Origin of the sequence: Modestobacter sp. I12A-02662 (assembly GCF_041028325.1) — a bacterium.
Taxonomy (GTDB): Bacteria; Actinomycetota; Actinomycetes; order Mycobacteriales; family Geodermatophilaceae; genus Modestobacter.
The window spans coordinates 252,946-273,103 of sequence record NZ_JABGDE010000002.1; the positions used below are offsets into that span (position 1 = coordinate 252,946).

Sequence of the window (20,158 nt, forward strand, 5' to 3'; positions counted from 1 at the left end):
ACCCAGCCGTCCGTCGCCCCCCGCGATCGTGTGAGGCCCTGGGTGGCGCACCGGTGCGCCGGCGGCCCGGCACATACCCTCGGCAGGTGTGAGCGCCCCCGCCGAGCCGGCTCCCGAGCTGGACCTGACCGCTGACGTCCTCACCCTGACCCGGGCGCTGGTCGACGCACCCTCGGTGTCGGGCAGCGAGGGCCCGCTGGCCGACGCGGTGGAGGCGGCGCTGCGGCAGCTGGGCGGCCTGGAGGTGGAACGGGTCGGCGACACCGTGCTCGCCCGCACGAACCTCGACCTGCCGACCCGGATCGTGCTCGCCGGCCACCTCGACACCGTGCCGATCGCCGACAACCTGCCCAGCCGGATCGACACCGTCGACGGCGAGGACCGGCTCTACGGCTGCGGCACCAGCGACATGAAGGCCGGGGACGCGGTGATGCTGCGGCTCGCCGCCCGGTTCGGCGTCGCCGGCGCGCAGCCGGCCCGCGACCTCACCTTCGTCTTCTACGACAACGAGGAGGTGGAGGCGGTCCGCAACGGCCTGGGCCGGGTGGCCCGGGAACGGCGCGGCTGGCTCTACGGCGACCTGGCGATCCTCCTCGAGCCGACGGACGGCGTGGTCGAGGGCGGGTGCCAGGGCACGCTGCGCGTGGTGCTCACCGTCCCGGGGAAGCGCGCCCACAGCGCCCGCTCGTGGCTGGGCGTCAACGCCGTCCACGGCGCCGCGGGCATCCTCGGCACGCTCGCCGGCTACCCGGCGCGGCAGGTGGAGATCGACGGGCTGCTGTACCGCGAGGGCCTCAACGCGGTGCGCATCGAGGGCGGGGTGGCGGGCAACGTCGTCCCCGACGAGTGCCGGGTGACGGTCAACTTCCGCTACGCCCCCGACCGGGACGAGGACCAGGCCGAGGCGCACGTCCGCGAGGTCTTCGCCGACGCGCTGGCCGCCGGGGTCGGCCTGGAGGTCACCGACTCCTCCGGCGGCGCGCTGCCCGGCCTCTCCGAGCCGGCCGCGGCCGCGTTCGTCGCCGCCACCGGCCAACCCGCCCGCGCCAAGCTCGGCTGGACCGACGTCGCCCGGTTCGCCGCCTTCGGCATCCCGGCCCTCAACTACGGCCCCGGCGACCCGAACCTGGCGCACAAGACCGACGAACACGTCCGCATCGACCGGCTCCAGCCGGCCGAGGACGCCCTGATCGCCTACCTGAGCGGGAGCGACGAATGACCTCCACCAACGGCGCCGGCCGGCGGCCGCGCCCCACCCGGCACCGCGGGCCGGTGACCCTGCGCGGCGGCGAGCCCGACCCGCAGGAGCGCGGGACGACGACCGACCAGCGGCTGCTCGACCGCCGCGGCCCCACCGACTGGGTGCACACCGACCCGTGGCGGGTGCTGCGGATCCAGAGCGAGTTCGTCGAGGGCTTCGGGCTGCTCGCCGAGATGCCGCGCGCGGTCAGCGTGTTCGGCAGCGCCCGCACGCCCCGGGACTCCGAGCACTACAAGACCGGCGTGGAGATCGGCGCGGCGCTGGCCGACGCCGGCTACGCGGTGATCACCGGCGGCGGCCCGGGGGCGATGGAGGCGGCCAACAAGGGCGCCTGCGACGCCGGCGGCATGTCGGTCGGGCTGGGCATCGAGCTGCCGTTCGAGCAGGAGCTCAACGAGTGGGTCGACGTCGGCATCAGCTTCCGCTACTTCTTCGTGCGCAAGACGATGTTCGTCAAGTACGCGCAGGCCTTCGTGATCCTCCCCGGTGGCTTCGGCACCCTCGACGAGCTGTTCGAGGCGCTGACCCTCGTGCAGACGAGAAAGGTCACCCGCTTCCCGGTGATCCTGGTCGGCTCCGCCTACTGGTCCGGGCTGGTCGACTGGGTCCGGCAGACGATGCTCGTCCACGGCACGGTCAGCGAGGCGGACCTCGACCTGCTGCACGTCACCGACGACGTCGCCGAGGTCGTCGCGCTCGTCCAGCAGGCGGAGTCCGCCCGCGTCGCCGAGCCCGGCGGCATGCGTCTGCGGCCCGCCCAGCACCTCCCTGCCGCCGACGAGTCGGTCCCGTCCGCCACGGTCGACGACTGACGTGTCGGCCGTCGTCTTCGTCATCGGCCTGCTGCTCGTCGGGAGCCTGCTGTTCCTCGGCGCGTCGCTGCTGCTGGGGCGGGGCGAGACGCAGCCGCCGGCCGAGGCCGACCGGTCGCCGGTCGAGCTGCCCGAGGACCGGCCGGTGGTCGGGGACGACATCCGCGCGCTGCGCATCTCGGTCACCGCCCGTGGGTACCGGATGACCGAGGTCGACTGGCTGCTGGACCAGTTCGCCGCGGTGCTCGACGAGCGGGACGCCGAGATCGCTGCGCTGCGGGGCGAGCTCGCCCGCCGTCCGGCGCCGGTCGTCGACGTGGACCAGGACACCGACCCGGGGTCGACCGCGCCGGCCGGCGCGGTCGACCGCGGCACGGAAGGGGAGGGGCACGGTGCCTGAGCTCGTGGAGCAGGTCGAGGTGGACGCACCGCCGGAGCGGGTGTGGGCGGCGCTGGTCGACTGGGACCGGCAGGGCGCCTGGATGCTGTTCACCGACGTGCGCAGCGACGACGGGACCGGGGGCCAGGGCGTCGGTGGGCGGCTGGCGGCGGTGACCGGGGTGAAGCTGCCCGGTGGCCGCCGGGTGGGCGTGCTGGACAGGATGCTGATCACCGGGTGGACGCCGCCGGAGGTGGTGCACGTCCGGCACACCGGCCGGGTGGTGCGCGGCACGGGCACCTTCGAGGTGCGGCCCCGCGGGGAGGCGGCGTCCACGTTCGTCTGGACCGAGAGCCTCGACCTGCCGCTGGGCGTGCTCGGCCGGCTGGGCTGGCCGCTGGTGCGGCCGGTGATGGCCGCCGGCGTGCGGCTGTCGCTGCGGCGGTTCGCCGCCTTCGCCCGCGACCACCGGGGCTGACTCAGCCGGCGACGGCCGGCACGGCCCGGACGGCCTCCCGCGAGCGGTACCAGCCCCACCACAGCAGCGCGGCGACGAGCACGTGCACCACCGTGCCGCCGTGGTACATCAGCTGCGCCCCGGCCTCGGCGTGCAGCGTCCCGGCCGGTGGCTCGGCGTACAGCCGCTTGGCGAGGACGTCGTGCGCCGCCGTCCCGGCGGCCAGGGCGACCGCCCGCGCGACCACCCCGCGGCGGTGCGGCGCCGGGTCGACGGCGAGGACCGCGGCGGTGGCCAGCCAGCCGGTGAGCAGCACGTGCGCGGTGACGAGCAGGTGCACCCCGGGCCGGTGCGCCATCGCGCCGAGCAGCCCGGTGCCGTAGACGGCCCACAGCCCGGCGACGTTCAGCGCGGTGGCCACGAACGGGTCGGTGAGCAGCCGGAGCGGACGGCTGCGCAGACCGCGGGCGAGGCGCCGGGCAGCCGGCACCGGCAGGACCCGCAGCGTCAGCGTCACCGGAGCGGCCAGCACGAGGAGCACCGGCGCGACCATCCCGGCGAGCAGGTGCCCGGCCATGTGCGCGCGCAGGTCGCCGTGGGCGTCGGCCAGGGGGCCGGTGAGGGCCGCCGCCGCGCAGCCCAGGCCGGCCAGCCAGCTCGCCGTCCGCAGGGCGGGCCAGGGGGAGCGGCTGCGTGCGGTCGCGGCCGGGTACGCGACCGCCAGCAGCACCAGGGCGCCGACGGCCAGGCCGGTCACCGGGTGGCCGCCGGCGCCCTGCCCCGCCGCAGCAGCAGCGCGCCGGCCAGCAGCAGGAGCACGCCGGCGGACACCCAGGTGATGTCGTAGCCGGTCAGGTCGACGCCGTAGCGGACCTGGTGCACCCGCAGCACCTTGTGGTCGACCAGCCCGTCGAAGGTCTGGAAGCCGCCGGCCCCGACCAGCACCGCGCCCCACCAGCGGCGGGGCGCGAACACCTCGCGCCGGCGGGCGTCGGCCAGCAGGGCCAGCCCGGCCACCGTCGCCGACCAGGTCGCGGCGTGCAGGACGCCGTCGGAGACCAACCCGACCGCGCCGCTGGACCGGTCGTAGAAGTGGTGCCAGCGCAGCAGCTGGTGGAAGACGATCTCGTCGACCGCGCCCATCGCGCCGGCGCCGAACAGCAGGCCGGCCACCAGCAGGCGGCGGTCCGGCGGTGCGGTGGTCATGGGGCCTCCGGTGGGTCCCCGGCTCGCTGCCCACCGGCGCACCCGGGGAAACCGGCCCCCGCCCCGTCGCCTCCCCAGCTGCAACGGCGCTGCGCCGAGTCGTCGGTGGGGTCGGTCAGAATGGCCGGGTGACGACGAGGTGCGAGGTGCCCGGGTGAGCCGCCGGGGGTGGGTGCTGTTCCTGGCCATGTCGCTGATCTGGGGTGTCCCGTACCTGCTGATCAAGGTGGCCGTCGAGGAGTTCTCGCCGGTCCTCGTGGTGTTCCTGCGCTGCCTGATCGGCGCGGTGCTGCTGCTGCCGTGGACGATCGCCCGGGGCCAGCTGCTGCCCGCGCTGCGGCACTGGCGGGCGCTGCTGCTGTTCACGGTGCTGGAGATGACCGGCCCCTGGCTGCTGCTGTCCTGGGCGGAGCAGTCGCTGTCGTCCTCGCTCACCGGGCTGCTGGTGGCCGGGGTGCCGTTCGTGGCGGCGCTGGCCGCGCGGCTGGCCGGTGACGAGGACCGGCTCTCCCCGGTGCGGGTGGCCGGGATGCTGGTCGGCGTGGTCGGCATCGTCGCGCTGCTCGGGCTGGACGTCGCCGGGGCGCAGCTCACCGCGATCGGTGCCGTCGCGCTGGTGGTGGTCGGGTACGCGACCGCGCCGATGGTCGTCAGCCGGGCGCTGTCCGACGTGTCGGGGGTGACCGCGAGCGCCATCGCGCTGACCGTGACGGGCCTGGTGTACGCGCCCTTCGCGGTGCCGCAGCTCGGCGACGTCGCCACGGCCCCCGCCCGCGCCTGGGGGTCCGTGGTGGCCCTCGGCGTCGTGTGCACGGCGCTGGCGCTGGCGCTGTTCTTCGCGCTGATCCGGGAGGTCGGTCCCCAGCGCGCCCTGGTGATCACGTTCGTCAACCCGGCGGTCGCGGTGCTGCTCGGCGTCCTGCTGCTCGACGAGCCGTTCACCCTGGGCATCGCGCTGGGTCTGCCGCTGATCCTGCTCGGCTGCGCGCTGGCCACCCGGCGCAGCCCCCGGCAGAGCGAGCGCTGCGAGCTCTCCGACGTCGACGCCGCCGTGCCGTGAGCCGCGCCGTGCCCGGGCGTCCCTCCGCCGGGTGAGGGGGCTCAACCACCCGCCGCGGCGGCCCGATGCACCTCAGGTGCACCCGCCGTCCGTCGACCGCCGGGGCCGGCCCGGTGCCGGCCCCGGCTGGTTGCGCGCCCTCCGCGGCGGCGTCCTGCTCGCCGGCGCCGGCTACGCGGTGTCGCTGGTGCCCGGGCTGCGCGGCGCGGCGGGGTTCCAGCCCCTGCTCGACGGGTGGCTCAACAACGTCTTCCTCGCCGGCGTCGTGACGCTGCTGGCCATCCGGGCGGCCCGGGCGACCACCGACCGGGCCGCCTGGTGGTGCCTGACCGCCGGCCTCGCGGCCAAGCTGTTCGGCAGCCTGGCGTACTACCTCCACGACCGGCACCTGGCGGACGCCGTCTTCCCCAGCCTCGGGGACGTCGGCTGGATCGTCTTCTACCCCCTGGGCATCGCCGCGCTGTTCGCCATGCTGCGGCCCCGGCTCCGGCGGGTGGGCACCAGCGGCCTGCTGGACGGCGCGGTCACCGGGCTGACCGCCGCCGCCTTCGCCGTCGCGCTGGCCCTGAGCCCGACGGTCCGACCCGCCGCGGAGTCCGCCGAGGCCACCTATCCGGTGGCCAACGTCCTGCTGCTCGTGGTCATCGCCGGCGCGCTGAGCCTCGTCGGTCGCGGCGCCGGCTGGGCGTGGTGGTGCGTGGGTGGCGGTCTGGCGACCTTCGTCGCCGCCGACGCGGTGTACACCGTCGAGACCGCTCGCGGCGGCTACGTCGACGGCGGTCCGCTGGACCTGGGCTGGGTCGCCGGTGCGGCGCTCCTGGCCTTGTCGACCGCCGTCGGCGAGCCCGAGGGCAGGCGCCCCCTACCCGGCGGAGGCGCGCTGCTGGTCCCCTACATGTGCGCGGTCGCCGCGCTGGGCCTGCTGTTCTCCGGCTACGTCGACCGGCGCGACGCCGTGGCCGGTGCGTTGGCGCTGGGCGCGGTGCTGGCCGCCCTGGCCCGCACGGCCCGGACGTTCCACCAGGTCCAGGCGCTCGCCGACAGCCGCCGGCAGGCGCGCACCGACGAGCTCACCGGGCTGGCCAACCGGCGGCGCGTCTACGAGGCCCAGGCGGGGACCGACGCCCGGCTGCGGCAGGAGGCGGAGATCGCGGTGCTGCTGCTGGACCTGGACCGGTTCAAGGAGGTCAACGACTCGCTCGGGCACGCGGCCGGGGACGCGCTGCTGCGCCAGATCGCGCCCCGCCTGGGCCCGCTGCTGCGGTCCACCGACCTGCTCGCCCGCCTCGGCGGGGACGAGTTCGTGGTCATCGCGGCCGACCTGGACGCCGCGGGCGCCCGCGCTCTCGCCGACCGGCTGCGGGCCCAGCTGCAGCTGCCCGTCCAGCACCACGACACGACGCTGTCGGTCGACGCGAGCATCGGCATCGCCGTCGGCCCGGAGCAGGCCGGTTCCACCGAGGAGCTGCTGCAGCTGGCCGACCTGGCCATGTACGCGGCGAAGTCCCGCAAGCTGGGTGTCGCCGTCTACGACCAGCAGCGGGACGGCGACGGCCGGCACCGGCTGGAGACGGTCGAGCAGCTCCGGGACGGCATCGCCGGTGGGCAGCTGGTGCTGCACCACCAGCCCAAGATCTCGGCCGGGACCGGCTCCGTCGTCGGCGTGGAGGTGCTGGTCCGCTGGCAGCACCCGACCCGCGGGCTGCTGCTCCCGGGGGCCTTCGTCGACCTGGCCGAGTCCTTCGGCCTGATGAAGGCGCTCACCTCCGCCGTCCTCGACCTGGCCCTCGCCCAGTGCCGGGTGTGGCGGGACCGCGGCTGGCGGGTGCCCGTCGCGGTGAACGTGAGCCCCTCGGACCTCGTCGACGAGGGCTTCCCGCTGGCCGTCGCGGACCTGCTCGACCGGCACGGCCTGCAGGCGGGCGACCTGGTGCTGGAGGTCACCGAGGGGCTGCTGATGGCCGACCGGGACCGGGCGGCGGGCGTGCTGACCGGGTTGCGCGGCATGGGGGTCGGCATCTCGATCGACGACTACGGCACCGGCTACTCCAGCCTGGCCTACCTCGCCGAGCTGCCGGTGACCGAGCTCAAGCTGGACCGGTCCTTCGTCGCGGCGATGACCGGCAGCCCGCGGACCGCGGCGATCGTGACCTCGACCCTGCAGCTGTCCCATGCCCTCGGGCTGGTGCTGGTCGCGGAGGGGGTCGAGGACGCGGAGACCCTGCGGGCGCTCACCGAGCTCGGGTGCGACGTCGTCCAGGGCCACCACCTGAGCCCGCCGCTGCCGGCCGCGGAGCTGGAGGCGTGGCTGGGCGACCGCCTGGTCCGCCCCTCGATCCCCTGAGTCAGCCGAGCCGGCGGAGCTCCGGCCAGATCTGCGACCAGGGCGCGGTCCGGTCCGAGGCCACCCACACCGACCGGCCCTGCTCGTCGTTGTCCAGCCCGACCCCGTTGTCGATCCGGGCGGCCTCCTGCACCCGGCCGAACCAGCGGCGCAGCTGGGCCTCGGGCAGCCCCACCACGAGGACGGTGTCCGCCGACTCCGGCGGCGGGCCCCAGTCCCAGTAGGCGTTGTGCCGGCTGTACGCCGGGGACAGCTCGGGCAGGTACCGGTCGACGGCACCGGCCTCCCCGTAGTTGGAGGTGAGGACGACGACCTCCGCGTCGGCCGGCAGCTCCTCGCGCACCCCGGCGACGGTGGCCGCGAATGCCGGCCAGCCGACCGTCTCCCCGGCGTCGTAGTTGATCGCGGGGACCGGGCTGCCGGCGAGCCGGTCGACCGGCAGGACCGGCAGGAACAGCAGCCCGCCGACCAGCAGGCTCAGCGCGGGCGCGGCCGCGAGCAGGACCCGGCGGACCCCGGACCGGCCGCGGCGGGACCAGGCCAGCGCCGGGTCCGCGCCCGCGGCCAGCAGCACCGGGTACAGCCCGGCCAGGTAGTACGGCTTGCCCCCGGTGAGGAGGAAGACCGCCGCCAGCAGCGCGTAGGCGACCGGCAGGCACCGCCACGGGCGCAGCGCGGGGTCGCGCAGCAGGCGCCACCACCCGGCGGCCCACACCGGCCACAGGAAAGGGCTGACCAGCACCAGCTGCATGGGCAGGAAGAGGAACCACGGCTCGCTGGTGCCCGAGCCGCCGGCCGCGATCGCCGCCGAGAGCTCCAGCTGCGGGAACCCGTGAACCGCCTGCCAGACCAGGTTCGGCGCCCAGAGCAGGAGCGCGACGGCGGCTGCCGCCCACGGCCATCCCGACCGCAGCACGGCCCGCGGCCCGGCGAGCAGCAGCCCACCGAGCACCGCGGCGAGCAGGAAGGCGGCGAGGGTCTTGTTCTGCAGGGCCACACCCGCGACGAGCCCGACCGGCAGCCAGCTGCGGCCGCCGCTCCGCAGTGCCCGGACCAGCAGCCAGCACAGCAGCGTCCAGGCGAGCACGTCGAACGTCGCCGTCGACAGCAGGTGGCCCACGGCCAGCAGCACGGCCGCCCCGGCGGTCGAGGCGGCCGCGAGCAGCTGGGCGGCCCGGCCGCCGCCGAACTCCCGCGCGAGCAGCCCGGCGAGCAGCACCACCGCGCCGGCGGCCAGCGCCGAGGGGAGCCGCAGCCCGACGAGGGACCCCGGAGCCAGGGTGTCCATCAGCCGGGCGAGCAGCGGGGTCAGCGGCGGCTGGTCGACGTAGCCGAAGGCGAGCTCCCGGCCGGCGCGCAGGAAGTACAGCTCGTCGCGGTGGTACCCGTACCGGCCGGCGGCGGCCACGAGCAGCGCGGCCAGCCCGGCGGCCAGGACGGCGAGCCCCCGCCAGGCGACCGGTGGACGGGCGGGCGTGACCGCCGGGTCGTGCAACGTCGGAGCCACCACGCCGGGCAACCTAGTCGCCCGGAGCCCGCCGACGACGGAGCCCGCCGACGACGGGTCCCGCGCGGGGCGGCGGCCGCTAGCCTCGGCGGCCGTGGACCGCTCCCGATGCGCGTGGGCGACCAGCGCCCCCGAGTACGTCACCTACCACGACGAGGAGTGGGGCACCCCGCTGCACGGGGACGACGCGCTCTTCGAGCGGCTGTGCCTGGAGGCGTTCCAGTCCGGCTTGTCCTGGATCACCATCCTCCGCAAGCGACCGGCGTTCCGGGCCGCGTTCGCCGGGTTCAGGATCGACGCGGTCGCCGAGTTCGCCGACGACGACGTCGCGCGCCTGCTCGCCGACCCGGGGATCGTCCGCAACCGCGCCAAGGTGCTCGCCGCCGTCCGCAACGCCCGTGCCGCGCAGCAGCTGCAAGAGGGTCTGTCCGCCCTGCTCTGGTCCTTCGCGCCGGCCGGCGGCCGGCCGCGGCCGCGGACCCTGGCCGAGGTCCCGGCCACCAGCCCGGAGTCCACGGCGATGGCCAGGGAGCTCAAGAAGCGCGGCTTCGCCTTCGTCGGGCCGACCACCGCCTACGCGTTGATGCAGGCCACCGGCATGGTCGACGACCACGTCGCGACCTGTTTCCGTGCCCGCCCGTAGGGCGACGCGGGGGGGCCGGGTTGGTCGAACAGGGTCCGATACGGGATCATGGGTGCCGGAGCTCTGCACAACAGGTGCCACACCGCGGTCGTTCGGGTCGCGGGTGGCGGGTGAAGGAGGCACGCATGGCGGCCATGAAGCCGCGCACGGGTGAAGGTCCCCTCGAGGTCACCAAGGAGGGCCGCGGCCTGGTCATGCGCGTACCGCTCGAGGGTGGCGGGCGGCTGGTCGTCGAGCTGTCCCCGGACGAGGCCACTGCGCTGTCCGAGGCCCTGAAGGGCGCGACGAGCTGAACCATGCCGCCGGCCTGCCCTGGGGCAGCCCGGCGGACCACGACACGGCCCCGGCCGTCGGCAGCACGCCGACGACCGGGGCCGTGTCGTTCCCGGGGGTCGGCGTCCGGTTGCCGATCGGGTCGGACGGGCATGGCCTCTGTGTCGCGCCACGTGGCGCGACCTGGACGAAGGGGGACGCACATGACCGGCGGACTGGGCGACAAGGCCAAGGACTTCCTGGGCAGCGACAAGGGCGAGCAGGCCAGCGACAAGGCACTGGACAAGGCGGGGCAGGTCGCCGACCAGAAGACCGGCGGCACGCACGACGCCCAGATCGACAAGGGGCGCGACCTCGCCGACGACCGGCTGGGCACGCCCGGCGACGGCAGCTGACCGGCCGCCCGCCGGGGACGGCGCCACTCCCGGCGCCGTCCCCCGCGGGCGTCGGGCAGGATCGGCCGGGTGACCGACCCGGGCGCGGACCAGACCAGCGGCGTCGTCTTCCCGGCCGGCCCGGACGGGCGGCGCAGCACCGCGGCCGTCGGCCGGGCGGTCGTGGCCGACGCGCTGCGACCGGTCGACGCCCCGGGCGCCCGCGCGGCCGAGCAGGAGACCAACTGGCGGACCGGCTACCTGACCCACCTGCGCCGCACGGTCGAGGTCGCGCTGCCCGCCCGGGACGCGGCGCTGGCCGTGGCCGGCGCCGGACTGGACTCGCTGCACACCCGCATGCGGGTCGCCGGCCCGGACGGCGAGGCGGAGCTCGGCACCCTGGCCACGGCACCCGCCCGGCGGGTCCTCACGACCGTCGAGCTCACCGGGCAGGCCGAGCCGGAACGTGAGTTCACGCTGCCCTACCGCGGCCAGCGGCTGCGCGGGGACGACGTGTCCCGCCGGCTGGACGCGTGGGTCGCCGCCGGCGTGGTCGAGCCGAGCTGCGCGGCGGCCGTCCGCGCCGTGCTGGCGCACCCCGAGTGGCTGGCGCTGCCGGGCAGCACGGTGGCGGTGCTCGGCGCCGGGGCCGAGATGGGTCCGCTGACCGCCCTCCTGCGCTGGGGCGCCCGGGTGGCGGCGGTCGACCTGCCCTCCCCGGCCCTGTGGCAGCGCGTCCTCGACACCGCGCGTCGCGGGGCCGGGACGCTGCTGGTCCCGGTGGACGGCGACGGGGACCTGGCCACCGCCGGCGCGGACCTGATCGCGGAGGTCCCGGAGGTCGCCGACTGGCTCACCGGGCTGCCCGGTGACCCGGTGCTGGGCAACTACGTGTACGCCGACGGGGCCACCAACATGCGGGTGTCGGTGGCGGTCGACGCGCTCACCCTGCGCGTCACCGGGGCCCGGCCGGACACCGCGCTCGCCTTCCTCGCCACGCCCACCGACGTCTTCGTCGTCCCGCGGGAGGCGGTGGAGGCGTCCGTCGCGGCCTACGCGGACCGGTCGCGGACGGCGAAGCTCCTCGGCCGCCCGCTGCGGACGCTGTCCGCGGGCCGGCTGCTGCAGCGGGCGTACGTGCCCGGCGCGGACCCGGGGATCAGCGACAGCCTGGTGCCGCAGCAGGGCCCGAACTACGCGCTGGCCAAGCGGCTGCAGCGGTGGCGGGCGTCGGTGGCCCGGGCCGCGGGGGCCACCGTCTCGCTCAACGTCGCCCCGCCCACCCGCACCCGCTCGGTGGTCAAGAACCGGGCGCTCGCCGCGGCGTACGCCGGCGCCCACCGGTTCGGGGTGGAGGTGTTCGAGCCGGCGACGTCCAACGTGCTCATGGCCGCGCTGCTGGTGCACGACCTGCACACCGGCGGCGGGCCGGCGCACGCCCACCCGTGGCAGGACGAGGCGCACGCGGCCGCCCACGGTGGGCTCTGGCGCACGCCGTACGCGCCGCGCAGCGCACTCGGGTTGGCCGCCGTCCTCGGCCTCGGCGCGGCCCGCGGCTGACCTCCTCCCGCCCCGCGGGGTCGGGGGATCGCTCAGGGTCGGCTGGGGGAACGCTCAGGGCGCTCCCCGATGTACGCGGCGACGGCGCGCCGACAGGCTCGTCGGCATGCACACCACACCGCCTCAGCGCCGCCGGGGATCCCGATGATCGCCGTCCGGGGGCTCACCAAGACCTACGGCCCGAAGGTCGCCGTCGACGGCGTCACGTTCACCGTCGAGCCGGGACGGGTCACCGGCTTCCTCGGCCCCAACGGCGCCGGCAAGTCGACCACGATGCGGATGATCCTGGGGCTGGACCGGCCCACGGCCGGCAGCGTGACGGTCAACGGGCACCGCTACACCGACGCCCCGGCGCCGCTGCGCGAGGTCGGGGCGCTGCTCGAGGCCCGGGCGCTGCACCCGGGCCGCACCGCCCGCAACCACCTCCGCTGGCTCGCGGTGAGCAACCGCATCCCCGAGCGCCGGGTCGACGAGGTGCTCGACCTGGTCGGCCTCACCGGGGTGGCCGACCAGCGGGTCGGCAAGTTCTCCCTCGGCATGGGCCAGCGGCTGGGCATCGCCGTCGCGCTGCTCGGTGAGCCCCCGGTCGTCGTCCTGGACGAACCGGTCAACGGACTGGACCCCGAGGGCATCCGGTGGGTGCGCACCCTCGCCCGGCAGCTCGCCGAGCAGGGCCGCACGGTGTTCGTCTCCAGCCACCTCATGTCCGAGATGGCCCTCACGGCCGACCACCTGCTCGTGATCGGCCGCGGCCGCGTGCTGGCCGACTGCTCGATGCCGGAGTTCATCGCCGAGCACGCCGCCTCCTACGTCCGGGTGCGCACCCCGCGCACCACCGAGGGGGAGGCCCTGCTGCTCAGCCGGGGACTGGACGTCGTCGTCTCCGGCGACGAGCTGCGGGTCCAGGGCCTGGACCCGGCCGGCGTGGGCGAGCTGCTCGGCGGCCAGGGGCTGCTGCTGCACGAGCTGACCCTGGTCCGGTCCTCGCTGGAGGACGCCTTCATGACCCTCACCGCCGACAGCGTCGAGTACTCCGCGGCCGTGCCGCAGGAAGCGGGGGCAACCCGATGATCGACACCGTCTCCCTGGACCCGAACCGGCACGTGCCCGGCGTCCGGCAGCCCGGCCTCGCCGACACCGTGCGCGCCGAGTGGGTGAAGTTCTGGTCGGTGCGCTCGACGTTCTGGTCCACCGCGATGCTCTTCCTGCTCGGTGCGGGCCTCACCGTGCTGATCTGCGCGACCAGCGCCGAGTGGCTGGCCAGCGGTGACGCCGGCGAGTCACCGGGCTCGTTCATCACCTGGGGCATGATGTTCGCCCAGATCACCGCGATCGCGTTGGGCACGCTCATCGTGACCACCGAGTACGGCACCGGCATGATCCGGGCGACGCTGGCCGCCAGCCCGCGGCGCGGCGCGGTGCTCGCGGCCAAGGCGGTCGTGCTCACCGGCACGCTGCTGGTCGCCGGGACCGTCACGGCGTTCGCCGGCTACCTGGGCGGCAACTGGTTCCTCGACCGCGAGGGCATCGGCATCGCGCTGTCCGAGGCCGGCGTGCTCCGCGCGATGGTCGGCAGCGGGCTGTACCTGGCCGGGTTGGGGCTGTTCGCGATGGCCGTGGGGCTGCTCGTCCGGCACACCGCGGCGGCGCTGTCCATCGTGCTCGCGCTGGTGTTCGTCGTCGGGAACACGGCGTTCCTCCTGCCCGGCTCCTGGGGCGAGTGGATCGCCAAGCTGCTGCCCGGCAACGCCGGCAGCGGGATCGCCACGCCCGTGTCGTTCAACCCGCTGCTGCTCGGCCCGTGGACCGGCTTCGCGGTCTTCGCCGCGGAGACCGCGGCGCTGCTCATCGCGGCGTACGTCGTCTTCCGGCGCCGCGACGCCTGAGGCACGACCCCGCTGCCCTCCGGCCCCGCTGCAGGAGCCCGCCGCGAGCCTGCGAGCGGTGGGGGGCAGCGGGGTCCTCCCTCAGGCCGGGCCGACCAGACCGGCCACGATCTGGGCGGAGAGGGTCACCAGCGGGAGCCCGCCACCGGGGTGCGCCGAGCCGCCGGCCAGGAAGAGCCCCGGCACCGGGGAGGCGTTGCCCGGCCGCAGGAAGGCCGCCCGGGTCCCGTTGCTGGAGGTGCCGTAGATCGAGCCGCCCGGGGTCGCCGTGTCGCGCTCGAGGTCGGCCGGGGTGCGCACGACCCGCCAGCGCACCCGGTCGCGCACGTCCAGCCCGCGCGCCGCCATCGTCGCGAGCACCCGATCGGCGCAGGAGTCGGCCAGCCCCGGGGCCGTCCAGTCCACGCCCGTTCCCGGTTCGTGCCGTGGCGCGTTGACCAGCACGAACCACGACTCGCTGTGCTCGTCCGGCCGGGTGGCCGGGTCGTCGGGGGCGCTGACGTACACGGTCGGGTCCTCGACCGGGCGCTTCGGCCCGCCCCGGCCGAACAGCGCGTCGAACTCGGCGTCGTAGTCGGCGGGGAACAGCACCGTGTGGTGCGCCAGACCGGGGGTGCGGCCGCGCAGCGCCAGCAGGAGCACCAGCCCGGAGGAGGACGGCGTCGTCCGGCGGAGGGCCGCTCGCGGACGCCGGGCGGGCACCGACGGAGGCAGCAGGTCGCCGTACAGCGCGGCGGCGTCGGCGTTGCTGACGACGACGTCGGCGGGCACGCGCGTGCCGTCGCCCAGCCGCACCCCGGTCACCCGCCCGCCCTCGACGAGGACCTCGCGCACGGGCATCTCGGTCAGGACGTCGGCACCCCGTTCGGCGGCCCGCTCGGCGACCGCCTCGACCAGCCGCCGCAGCCCGCCGCGCACGTACCAGGAGCCGAACGCCTGCTCGACGTACGGGACGGTCAGCAGGGCCGCCGGTGCGCGCCGCGGGTCGGAGCCCGAGTAGGTGGCGTACCGGTCGAGCAGCGTGCGCAGCCGCGGATCGGTCAGGTACTGGCTGCCCACCCCGCGCAGGGTCCGGCCGGGGGCGACGGTCCGCAGGCCGGCGGCGTCCCTGGCCAGCCGGAGGAGGGTGGCCGGGCCGGCGAGGGGCGAGCGGAGGAACGGCACCTCGGTGGCCCGCCACATCGCGGCGGCGCGCTCCAGCAGCGCGCTCCACTGGGCTCCGGCACCCTCGCCGAGGGCGGCGTCGAGCGCGGCGGGCACCCCGGCCGGCCGGCCGGGCACCGCCAGCGACGTCCCGTCGGCGAACCGGTAGGCCACCGCCGGGTCGAGCCGCTGCAGGTCCAGCACGTCGTCCAGGGGTGCGCCGGTCGCGTCGAACAGGTCGCGGAGCACCGAGGGGAGGGTGACCAGGCTCGGGCCGGTGTCGAAGCCGTGGCCGTCGCGGCCGTACCAGCCGAGCTTGCCGCCGACCTGCGGCGCCTGCTCGAGCACGGTGACCGCGTGCCCGAGGGCGCCCAGCCGGGCGGCGGCGGCCAGGCCGCCGAGCCCGGCACCGACGACGACGACCCGGGCCACGGCCCCACCGTAGTCAGCCGGTCCCGGGTGCTCAGCTGTCCGAGGACCCGAACTCGCACGCCACCGCGTCGGCGACCGCGCGCCCGGTCTCCCGGGCGTCGTCCACCGCGTCCCGGAAGTGGATGCCGAGCCAGACCCGCGCGTTCACGACGTCGTCCAGCCACGCCTGCTCGTCGTCGTAGATGCGGGTCGTGCCGGTGACGCTGCTGCGGATCTCCATGTCGACCTGCCCGGCGCCGAAGAGCTCCTCGAGCGTCTCGGCGACGGCCGAGCTGACGCAGGCGTGGCCGCTCGGCCACTCCGGGTAGGGCGGGGCGGGGCGCAGCGAGCTCCACGCCGGGTCGGGCGTGGTCGCGGGGTTGCCGTCCCGGTCCGCCTGCTGGATCGCGGTGATCGGACGCCAGAGCGGGACGTCGTACTTGCCCCGCCAGCAGGTGATCAGCGCGTCCGCTCCGGCGGTGTTGGCGGCGGCGAGCATCCGCACCGTGCCGACGATGTCCATGCCGTGGCGGACGGCCCGCTCACGCATGGCGTCCTGGTACTGCCGGATCGGGTTGTCGCTCCAGAACAGGGCGAGGTCGGTCTGCTCGGCCGTCCGCGCGGTGCTGGTCGCCGACCCCATCGCGGCCACCTCGGCGACGTCCGCGGCGTACTCCTCGCTGTCCAGCGGGTCGGGCCCGTCCGTGGCGAACTGCTCCGGCGAGTCGATCAGCAGTGGCTCGGTGAAGCCCAGCCACGGGGCCGTCATCTCGCCGGTGCCGGTCGGCACCCACATCCCGGGGGGCGGGTCCGCGGGCCGGGGCAGGGTGATCGGCGCCTCCCGCCCGTCGTCGGCGCGGTCCGCGATGAGGGCAGCGGCGGCATCAGCGCCGGCCTGCCGGCCGTTCTGCCGCGCCTCGTCGTCCGGGACGCCGGCGAGCCAGGCGTCGTAGTCGGCGTCCAGGGCGGTCTGCGAGGCCGGGAAGAAGTGCGCGAGCGCGTCATGGGCGGCGGTCGCCGCCGCCACGTCGGACGCCGCGGGTCCGTCGGCCGCCTCGGCCGTGCGGACGGCGTCGTACACGGCCGTCGACACCAGGCCGAGGTACAACTGGGCGACCGGGGGCGGCTTCTGGCCCTCGACGCCGATGGTGCGCCAGGCGATGGCGTTCCAGCTGAGCGCCACCCCGGGGTCGCCGCGAGCCTGCTCGGCCTCGCCGGCGGCGGCCGTCGGGGTCACCCCGAGCACCAGCAGCGCGGCGGCAATGCAGATCCCCTGGCGGTGGGCGGTAGGGGTGGTGGACATGGACTGCCTCCTGTCCGTCCGTGTCCGACGTCGCGAGCGGGCACGTCTGGGACCGGGCCCCCGTTCTCGGGGCAGAGGAGGTGGCCGCGAACGCTAGTCCGGCGCGCGGCGTGCGGACAGGGCCTCGCGCATCCCCTCGCGCCGTCAGGGGCAGCGCGCCGGCACGCCGGCTGGCAGGCTGCCCGGATGGTCTCCTGGCACCGGCTCGCCCGCCGAGCGGACGTCGCGCTCCGCGACCAGCTGTCCCGGATCGCCCGGCGCGCGGGGTGGACGCCGACCGTGCTGGTCAACCCCGGTTACGGCAGCGGCGGCCGGGTCCGGGTGCTCGCCCGGGTGTTGCTCGCGCCGAGCGTCCTGCACCCGGAGGAGCGCCGCGCGGTGCCCGGGTGGCAGCGCTTCCTGACCCTGGAGAGCCCCCACGAGGAGGTGACGGTCGAGATCGCCGGGCAGCAGCACCGGGTCCGCAGCGACGACGACGGCCTGCTCGACGTCACCCTCGACGTCCAGGTGCCGGACGTGGGCGCCGTCCCGGTGACCGTGACCGCCGGCGACCGGTCGTCCTCGGCGCCGGTGCACCTCGCCTCCCCGGACGCCGCCCGGGGAGTGGTCTGCGACATCGACGACACGGTGCTGGTCACCGGCATCACCACGCCGCTGCGCGCCGCCTGGCGGACGTTCGTGCAGCCGATGGACGATCGGCAGGCGGTGCCCGGGATGGCCGAGCTGCTCCGGGTGCTCATCGGGGGCGCCCCGCACGTGCCGGTGGTCTACGTGAGCAACGGCCCGTGGAACCTCGCCGGGCCGCTCACCCGGTTCCTGGAGCGCGCCGGGTTCCCCGCCGGGGCGCTGCTGCTCACCGACTGGGGGCCGACGTCGGACCGCTGGTTCCGCGACGGGCGGGCGCACAAGCGGGGCACGCTGCAGCGTCTCGCGACGGACCTGCCGGGTGTGCGCTGGACGCTGGTGGGCGACACCGGCGAGCACGATCCGGCGCTGTACGAGGAGTTCGCCCGTGCCCGGCCGGACCGGGTGCGGGCGGTGCTGCTGCGGGACGTGTCCAGCAGCGGCATCCGGGTCGAGCGGTTCGGGGACGTCCCGGTGGTCTACGCCCCGGACGGCGCCGAGCTGGCCGCGGCGCTGCCGGCCACGGACTGACGCCCGAACAGCTCCGCCAGCGCCGCGTCCGACTCGGCCAGCGCGCGGCGGTCGAAGGTGCTGCTGGAGGCCACCAGCTCGCCTGCACCGGTGCGGTCCAGCAGGTCGCCGAGCCGGTCGGCGACCTCGGCCGGGGTACCGGCGATGGCGGCGGCCGTGGTCTCCGCGACGTACCGCTCCTGGGTCTGGGTCCTGGGGTGGGCCCGGACCGCGTCGAGCGGCTCCAGCGGCGGGAAGGTCCCGGTCGTGCGCGCCTGGGCCATCGCCCACGCCTCGGGCAGCAGCAGCTCCTGGGCCCGGGCGGCGGTGCCCGCGACCAGCACGTCCAGGCTGACGGCGACGGCGGGCTCCGGGTGCTCCGCCGAGGGGCGGTACTCGTCCCGGTAGCGGGCCAGCGCGGCCAGCCCCGGCGCGGGGTCGCCGCCGACGCCGAGCAGCGGCCCTCCCACGATCACCGGCAGGCCCAGCGCGGCGGCCACCGCCAGGCCGCGGCGGGTGGCCAGGACGGTCATCGGCACGGGTGCGGCGGGACGGGGACGGGCGGTGATCTCCGCCGTCCCGGCCAGGTACGCGCGCAGCTCGGCGAGGTCGGCGGCGAAGTCGGTCTCGTGCTCCCGCAGCGCCCGACGCACCGGCGCGGTGAAGCCGGGGGAGCGGCCCAGGCCGAGGTCGACCCGGCCGGGCGCGAAGGCGGACAGCATCGCGAACTGCTCGGCGACCACGAGGGGCTGGTGGTGCGGCAGCATCACCCCGGCCGAGCCGAGCCGGATGGACGTCGTCCGGCCGGCGATGGCCGCCAGCAGCACCGCGGGGCTGGCGCCGGCGACCCCGGGGACGCCGTGGTGCTCGGCGACGAAGAAGCGGTCGTAGCCCAGCCGCTCGGCGCGCACGGCCCGCTCGACGGTGCCGGTCAGCGCGTCGGCGTCCGGCTCGCCGGCGCGGGTGCGCGAGCGGTCGAGCAGGGAGAGGCCCACCCCGCCCCCCGTCACTGCCTGCGCGGTGGCCACCATCAGAACGCGTACCGGACCCGCAGCCACGGGGCGTGCTCCCGGATGAGCTGCTGCAGCCGGTCCACCCCGGCCCGCTTGACGTGGTTGCGGTAGCGGACGTTGAGCTGGCCGTTCTGGCTGCGCTTGGGCTGCTGCAGCTCCGGCCGCCACAGCACGTCCTCGGCCTGCGGGTGCCAGCCGAGGTTGACCTCGTGCAGCTGCTCGTTGTGGGTCAGCATGATGATCTCGGTGGCCGCCTGGGCCTTGGCGGCGTCGCCGAGCTCGTCGTCCAGCTGCTGGAGCAGCGCCGTCCAGTCGGCCTCCCAGCCGTCGCGGAGCACGACGGGGGAGAAGTTGAGGTGCACCTCGTACCCGGCGGCGACGAAGTCGTCGACGGCGGCGATCCGCTCGGACACCCGGCTGGTGCGCACGTCGAGCAGGTGCGCGTCGGCCTCGGGCATCACCGAGAACCGGACCCGGGTGCGGCCCTGCGGATCGAGGTCGAGCAGCTGCCGGTTCACGTACTTGGTCGCGAAGGACGCCTTGGCGGTCGGCAGCTCGCGGAAGGTGGCGACCAGGTCGGCGACGTTGTCGCTGACCAGCGCGTCGACCGAGCAGTCGCTGTTCTCGCCGAGGTCGTAGACCCAGCTGACCGGGTCGCACTCGTTCGGCTCGGGCTTGACGCCCTGGCGGGCGACGTGCCGGCGCAGCGACCCGGTGATCTGGTCGATGTTGGTGAACACCGTGATCGGGTTCGCGTAGCCCTTGCGCCGCGGGACGTAGCAGTACGCGCACGCCATCGCGCAGCCGTTCGCCGTCGACGGCGCGATGAAGTCCGCCGACCGGCCGTTGGGCCGCACCGACACCGACTTCTTCACCCCGAGCACCAGCGTCTCGGTCTTGACCCGCACCCAGCGCTCGACGTTGCCCTCGTTGCCGTGCAGGTCCGGGATCTGCCAGTGCGAGGGCACCTCGACCACCTCGGCGCCGGGGAAGCGGGCGAGCACCTGGCGGCCGCGCGGTGATGCGGCGGCCGCGGGCTCGGCGTAGACGGTGCGGACCTGCAGGAGCCGGCTGTCGACCGGGGTCTCGGCGGGGAGGAGGTCGTCGAAGAGCGTGAGCGCGTCGGTCACACCGAGTGCAGCACCGCACCGACCTGCGGTGTTCCACCTCTGGGCGTGCCGCGGCACTCACGACCAGGGGTCCGGTCACCTCGCGCAGCCGGGTGGGGATCGCGCGCAGGTCGGCCATCGCGGCGGCCCCCAGGTGGGCGGTCCACTCGGCCTCGACGGCGGCGACGACCGGAGCTGCCGCGGCCGCGGCGGGCCGGTTCCGGTCCCGCCGTCACGGGCACCACCGCCGACCTGCTCCTGCACGTCACCGGCCGGGGGCACG

Annotated in this window: 20 protein-coding genes; 13 read left to right on the forward strand and 7 right to left on the reverse strand. The window is 76.0% G+C overall.

Annotated features, from left to right (window positions below; translation table 11 throughout):
• The first annotated feature begins 88 nt into the window (after positions 1 to 88).
• From dapE to HL189_RS01650, 4 genes are read left to right on the forward strand one after another with little or no spacing between them, the layout of a single operon-like run.
• Positions 89 to 1,219: a succinyl-diaminopimelate desuccinylase gene (gene dapE, locus HL189_RS01635; protein ID WP_369131955.1), complete on the forward strand. Its 1,131-nt coding sequence runs from the start codon at positions 89 to 91 to the stop codon at positions 1,217 to 1,219.
• The gene (locus HL189_RS01640) at positions 1,216 to 2,073 is read left to right on the forward strand and encodes a TIGR00730 family Rossman fold protein (protein ID WP_369131956.1); all 858 of its coding nucleotides are present in this window, start codon (positions 1,216 to 1,218) and stop codon (positions 2,071 to 2,073) included. The genes dapE and HL189_RS01640 overlap by 4 nt, the downstream gene beginning before the upstream one ends.
• Position 2,074: 1 nt before the next feature.
• Positions 2,075 to 2,473: a DivIVA domain-containing protein gene (locus HL189_RS01645; RefSeq protein WP_369131957.1), complete on the forward strand. Its 399-nt coding sequence runs from the start codon at positions 2,075 to 2,077 to the stop codon at positions 2,471 to 2,473.
• A complete protein-coding gene (locus HL189_RS01650; RefSeq protein WP_369131958.1) occupies positions 2,466 to 2,930 on the forward strand; it encodes an SRPBCC family protein in 465 nt (154 codons plus the stop codon). The genes HL189_RS01645 and HL189_RS01650 overlap by 8 nt, the downstream gene beginning before the upstream one ends.
• 1 nt (position 2,931) lies before the next feature.
• On the opposite strand, the gene HL189_RS01655 is transcribed toward HL189_RS01650, so the two are convergent.
• Both HL189_RS01655 and HL189_RS01660 read right to left on the reverse strand, forming a co-directional pair.
• Positions 2,932 to 3,666, reverse strand: coding sequence for a cytochrome c oxidase assembly protein (locus tag HL189_RS01655; protein WP_369131959.1), 735 nt, complete (start codon positions 3,664 to 3,666; stop codon positions 2,932 to 2,934).
• Positions 3,663 to 4,115, reverse strand: coding sequence for a DUF2243 domain-containing protein (locus tag HL189_RS01660; RefSeq protein ID WP_369131960.1), 453 nt, complete (start codon positions 4,113 to 4,115; stop codon positions 3,663 to 3,665). Before HL189_RS01660 ends, HL189_RS01655 begins: the two co-directional genes overlap by 4 nt.
• 154 nt (positions 4,116 to 4,269) lie before the next feature.
• Between HL189_RS01660 and HL189_RS01665 the strand changes: the two genes are divergently transcribed.
• Both HL189_RS01665 and HL189_RS01670 read left to right on the forward strand, forming a co-directional pair.
• A complete protein-coding gene (locus HL189_RS01665) occupies positions 4,270 to 5,175 on the forward strand; it encodes a DMT family transporter (protein WP_369131961.1) in 906 nt (301 codons plus the stop codon).
• A 76-nt stretch (positions 5,176 to 5,251) separates the two neighbouring features.
• On the forward strand, positions 5,252 to 7,519 hold the full coding sequence (locus HL189_RS01670) for a putative bifunctional diguanylate cyclase/phosphodiesterase (RefSeq protein ID WP_369131962.1): 2,268 nt from the start codon (positions 5,252 to 5,254) through the stop codon (positions 7,517 to 7,519).
• A gap of 1 nt (position 7,520) precedes the next feature.
• On the opposite strand, the gene HL189_RS01675 is transcribed toward HL189_RS01670, so the two are convergent.
• Positions 7,521 to 9,029 (reverse strand): ArnT family glycosyltransferase, encoded by a 1,509-nt coding sequence (locus tag HL189_RS01675; RefSeq protein ID WP_369131963.1) that lies wholly within the window; start codon positions 9,027 to 9,029, stop codon positions 7,521 to 7,523.
• 91 nt (positions 9,030 to 9,120) lie between these two features.
• On the opposite strand from HL189_RS01675, the gene HL189_RS01680 reads away from it, so the two are divergent.
• From HL189_RS01680 to HL189_RS01705, 6 genes are all read left to right on the forward strand, one after another.
• Positions 9,121 to 9,669 carry a DNA-3-methyladenine glycosylase I gene (locus HL189_RS01680; protein ID WP_369131964.1) on the forward strand — a complete coding sequence of 183 codons (549 nt, stop codon included), beginning with the start codon at positions 9,121 to 9,123 and terminating at the stop codon, positions 9,667 to 9,669.
• Positions 9,670 to 9,794: 125 nt separating this feature from the next.
• Positions 9,795 to 9,962 carry a DUF3117 domain-containing protein gene (locus tag HL189_RS01685; RefSeq protein ID WP_081807929.1) on the forward strand — a complete coding sequence of 56 codons (168 nt, stop codon included), beginning with the start codon at positions 9,795 to 9,797 and terminating at the stop codon, positions 9,960 to 9,962.
• A 183-nt stretch (positions 9,963 to 10,145) separates the two neighbouring features.
• Positions 10,146 to 10,337, forward strand: a complete 192-nt coding sequence (locus HL189_RS01690; protein WP_369131965.1) for an antitoxin — start codon at positions 10,146 to 10,148, stop codon at positions 10,335 to 10,337.
• A 69-nt stretch (positions 10,338 to 10,406) separates the two neighbouring features.
• On the forward strand, positions 10,407 to 11,876 hold the full coding sequence (locus HL189_RS01695) for a hypothetical protein (protein WP_369131966.1): 1,470 nt from the start codon (positions 10,407 to 10,409) through the stop codon (positions 11,874 to 11,876).
• A gap of 144 nt (positions 11,877 to 12,020) precedes the next feature.
• Complete coding sequence (locus tag HL189_RS01700) at positions 12,021 to 12,947, forward strand: ABC transporter ATP-binding protein (RefSeq protein WP_369131967.1); 927 nt, start codon at positions 12,021 to 12,023, stop codon at positions 12,945 to 12,947.
• A complete protein-coding gene (locus HL189_RS01705) occupies positions 12,944 to 13,762 on the forward strand; it encodes an ABC transporter permease (RefSeq protein WP_369131968.1) in 819 nt (272 codons plus the stop codon). Before HL189_RS01700 ends, HL189_RS01705 begins: the two co-directional genes overlap by 4 nt.
• 81 nt (positions 13,763 to 13,843) lie before the next feature.
• Here the strand turns inward: HL189_RS01705 and HL189_RS01710 are convergent, their stop codons facing one another.
• Both HL189_RS01710 and HL189_RS01715 read right to left on the reverse strand, forming a co-directional pair.
• Positions 13,844 to 15,337, reverse strand: a complete 1,494-nt coding sequence (locus HL189_RS01710; RefSeq protein ID WP_369131969.1) for a phytoene desaturase family protein — start codon at positions 15,335 to 15,337, stop codon at positions 13,844 to 13,846.
• 31 nt (positions 15,338 to 15,368) lie between these two features.
• Positions 15,369 to 16,619, reverse strand: a complete 1,251-nt coding sequence (locus HL189_RS01715) for a vanadium-dependent haloperoxidase (RefSeq protein ID WP_369131970.1) — start codon at positions 16,617 to 16,619, stop codon at positions 15,369 to 15,371.
• A 186-nt stretch (positions 16,620 to 16,805) separates the two neighbouring features.
• Between HL189_RS01715 and HL189_RS01720 the strand changes: the two genes are divergently transcribed.
• Entirely contained in the window at positions 16,806 to 17,774 is a 969-nt protein-coding gene (locus HL189_RS01720) for an App1 family protein (RefSeq protein ID WP_369131971.1), read from the forward strand.
• On the opposite strand, the gene HL189_RS01725 is transcribed toward HL189_RS01720, so the two are convergent.
• Both HL189_RS01725 and HL189_RS01730 read right to left on the reverse strand, forming a co-directional pair.
• Entirely contained in the window at positions 17,723 to 18,784 is a 1,062-nt protein-coding gene (locus HL189_RS01725; RefSeq protein ID WP_369131972.1) for an MsnO8 family LLM class oxidoreductase, read from the reverse strand. The two genes, HL189_RS01720 and HL189_RS01725, sit on opposite strands and share 52 nt — an antisense overlap.
• Positions 18,784 to 19,896, reverse strand: coding sequence for a spore photoproduct lyase family protein (locus tag HL189_RS01730; RefSeq protein ID WP_369131973.1), 1,113 nt, complete (start codon positions 19,894 to 19,896; stop codon positions 18,784 to 18,786). Before HL189_RS01730 ends, HL189_RS01725 begins: the two co-directional genes overlap by 1 nt.
• Positions 19,897 to 20,158: the final 262 nt, after the last annotated feature.

What these genes read in the sequence shown, in the direction of transcription:
- HL189_RS01640 (WP_369131956.1), top strand. Translation starts at nt 1,216, where the DNA reads ATGACCTCCACCAACGGCGCCGGCCGGCGGCCGCGCCCCACCCGGCAC.
- HL189_RS01660 (WP_369131960.1), bottom strand. Translation starts at nt 4,115, where the DNA reads ATGACCACCGCACCGCCGGACCGCCGCCTGCTGGTGGCCGGCCTGCTG.
- HL189_RS01685 (WP_081807929.1), top strand. Translation starts at nt 9,795, where the DNA reads ATGGCGGCCATGAAGCCGCGCACGGGTGAAGGTCCCCTCGAGGTCACC.
- HL189_RS01690 (WP_369131965.1), top strand. Translation starts at nt 10,146, where the DNA reads ATGACCGGCGGACTGGGCGACAAGGCCAAGGACTTCCTGGGCAGCGAC.
- HL189_RS01700 (WP_369131967.1), top strand. Translation starts at nt 12,021, where the DNA reads ATGATCGCCGTCCGGGGGCTCACCAAGACCTACGGCCCGAAGGTCGCC.
- HL189_RS01705 (WP_369131968.1), top strand. Translation starts at nt 12,944, where the DNA reads ATGATCGACACCGTCTCCCTGGACCCGAACCGGCACGTGCCCGGCGTC.
- HL189_RS01715 (WP_369131970.1), bottom strand. Translation starts at nt 16,619, where the DNA reads ATGTCCACCACCCCTACCGCCCACCGCCAGGGGATCTGCATTGCCGCC.
- HL189_RS01720 (WP_369131971.1), top strand. Translation starts at nt 16,806, where the DNA reads ATGGTCTCCTGGCACCGGCTCGCCCGCCGAGCGGACGTCGCGCTCCGC.
- HL189_RS01725 (WP_369131972.1), bottom strand. Translation starts at nt 18,784, where the DNA reads ATGGTGGCCACCGCGCAGGCAGTGACGGGGGGCGGGGTGGGCCTCTCC.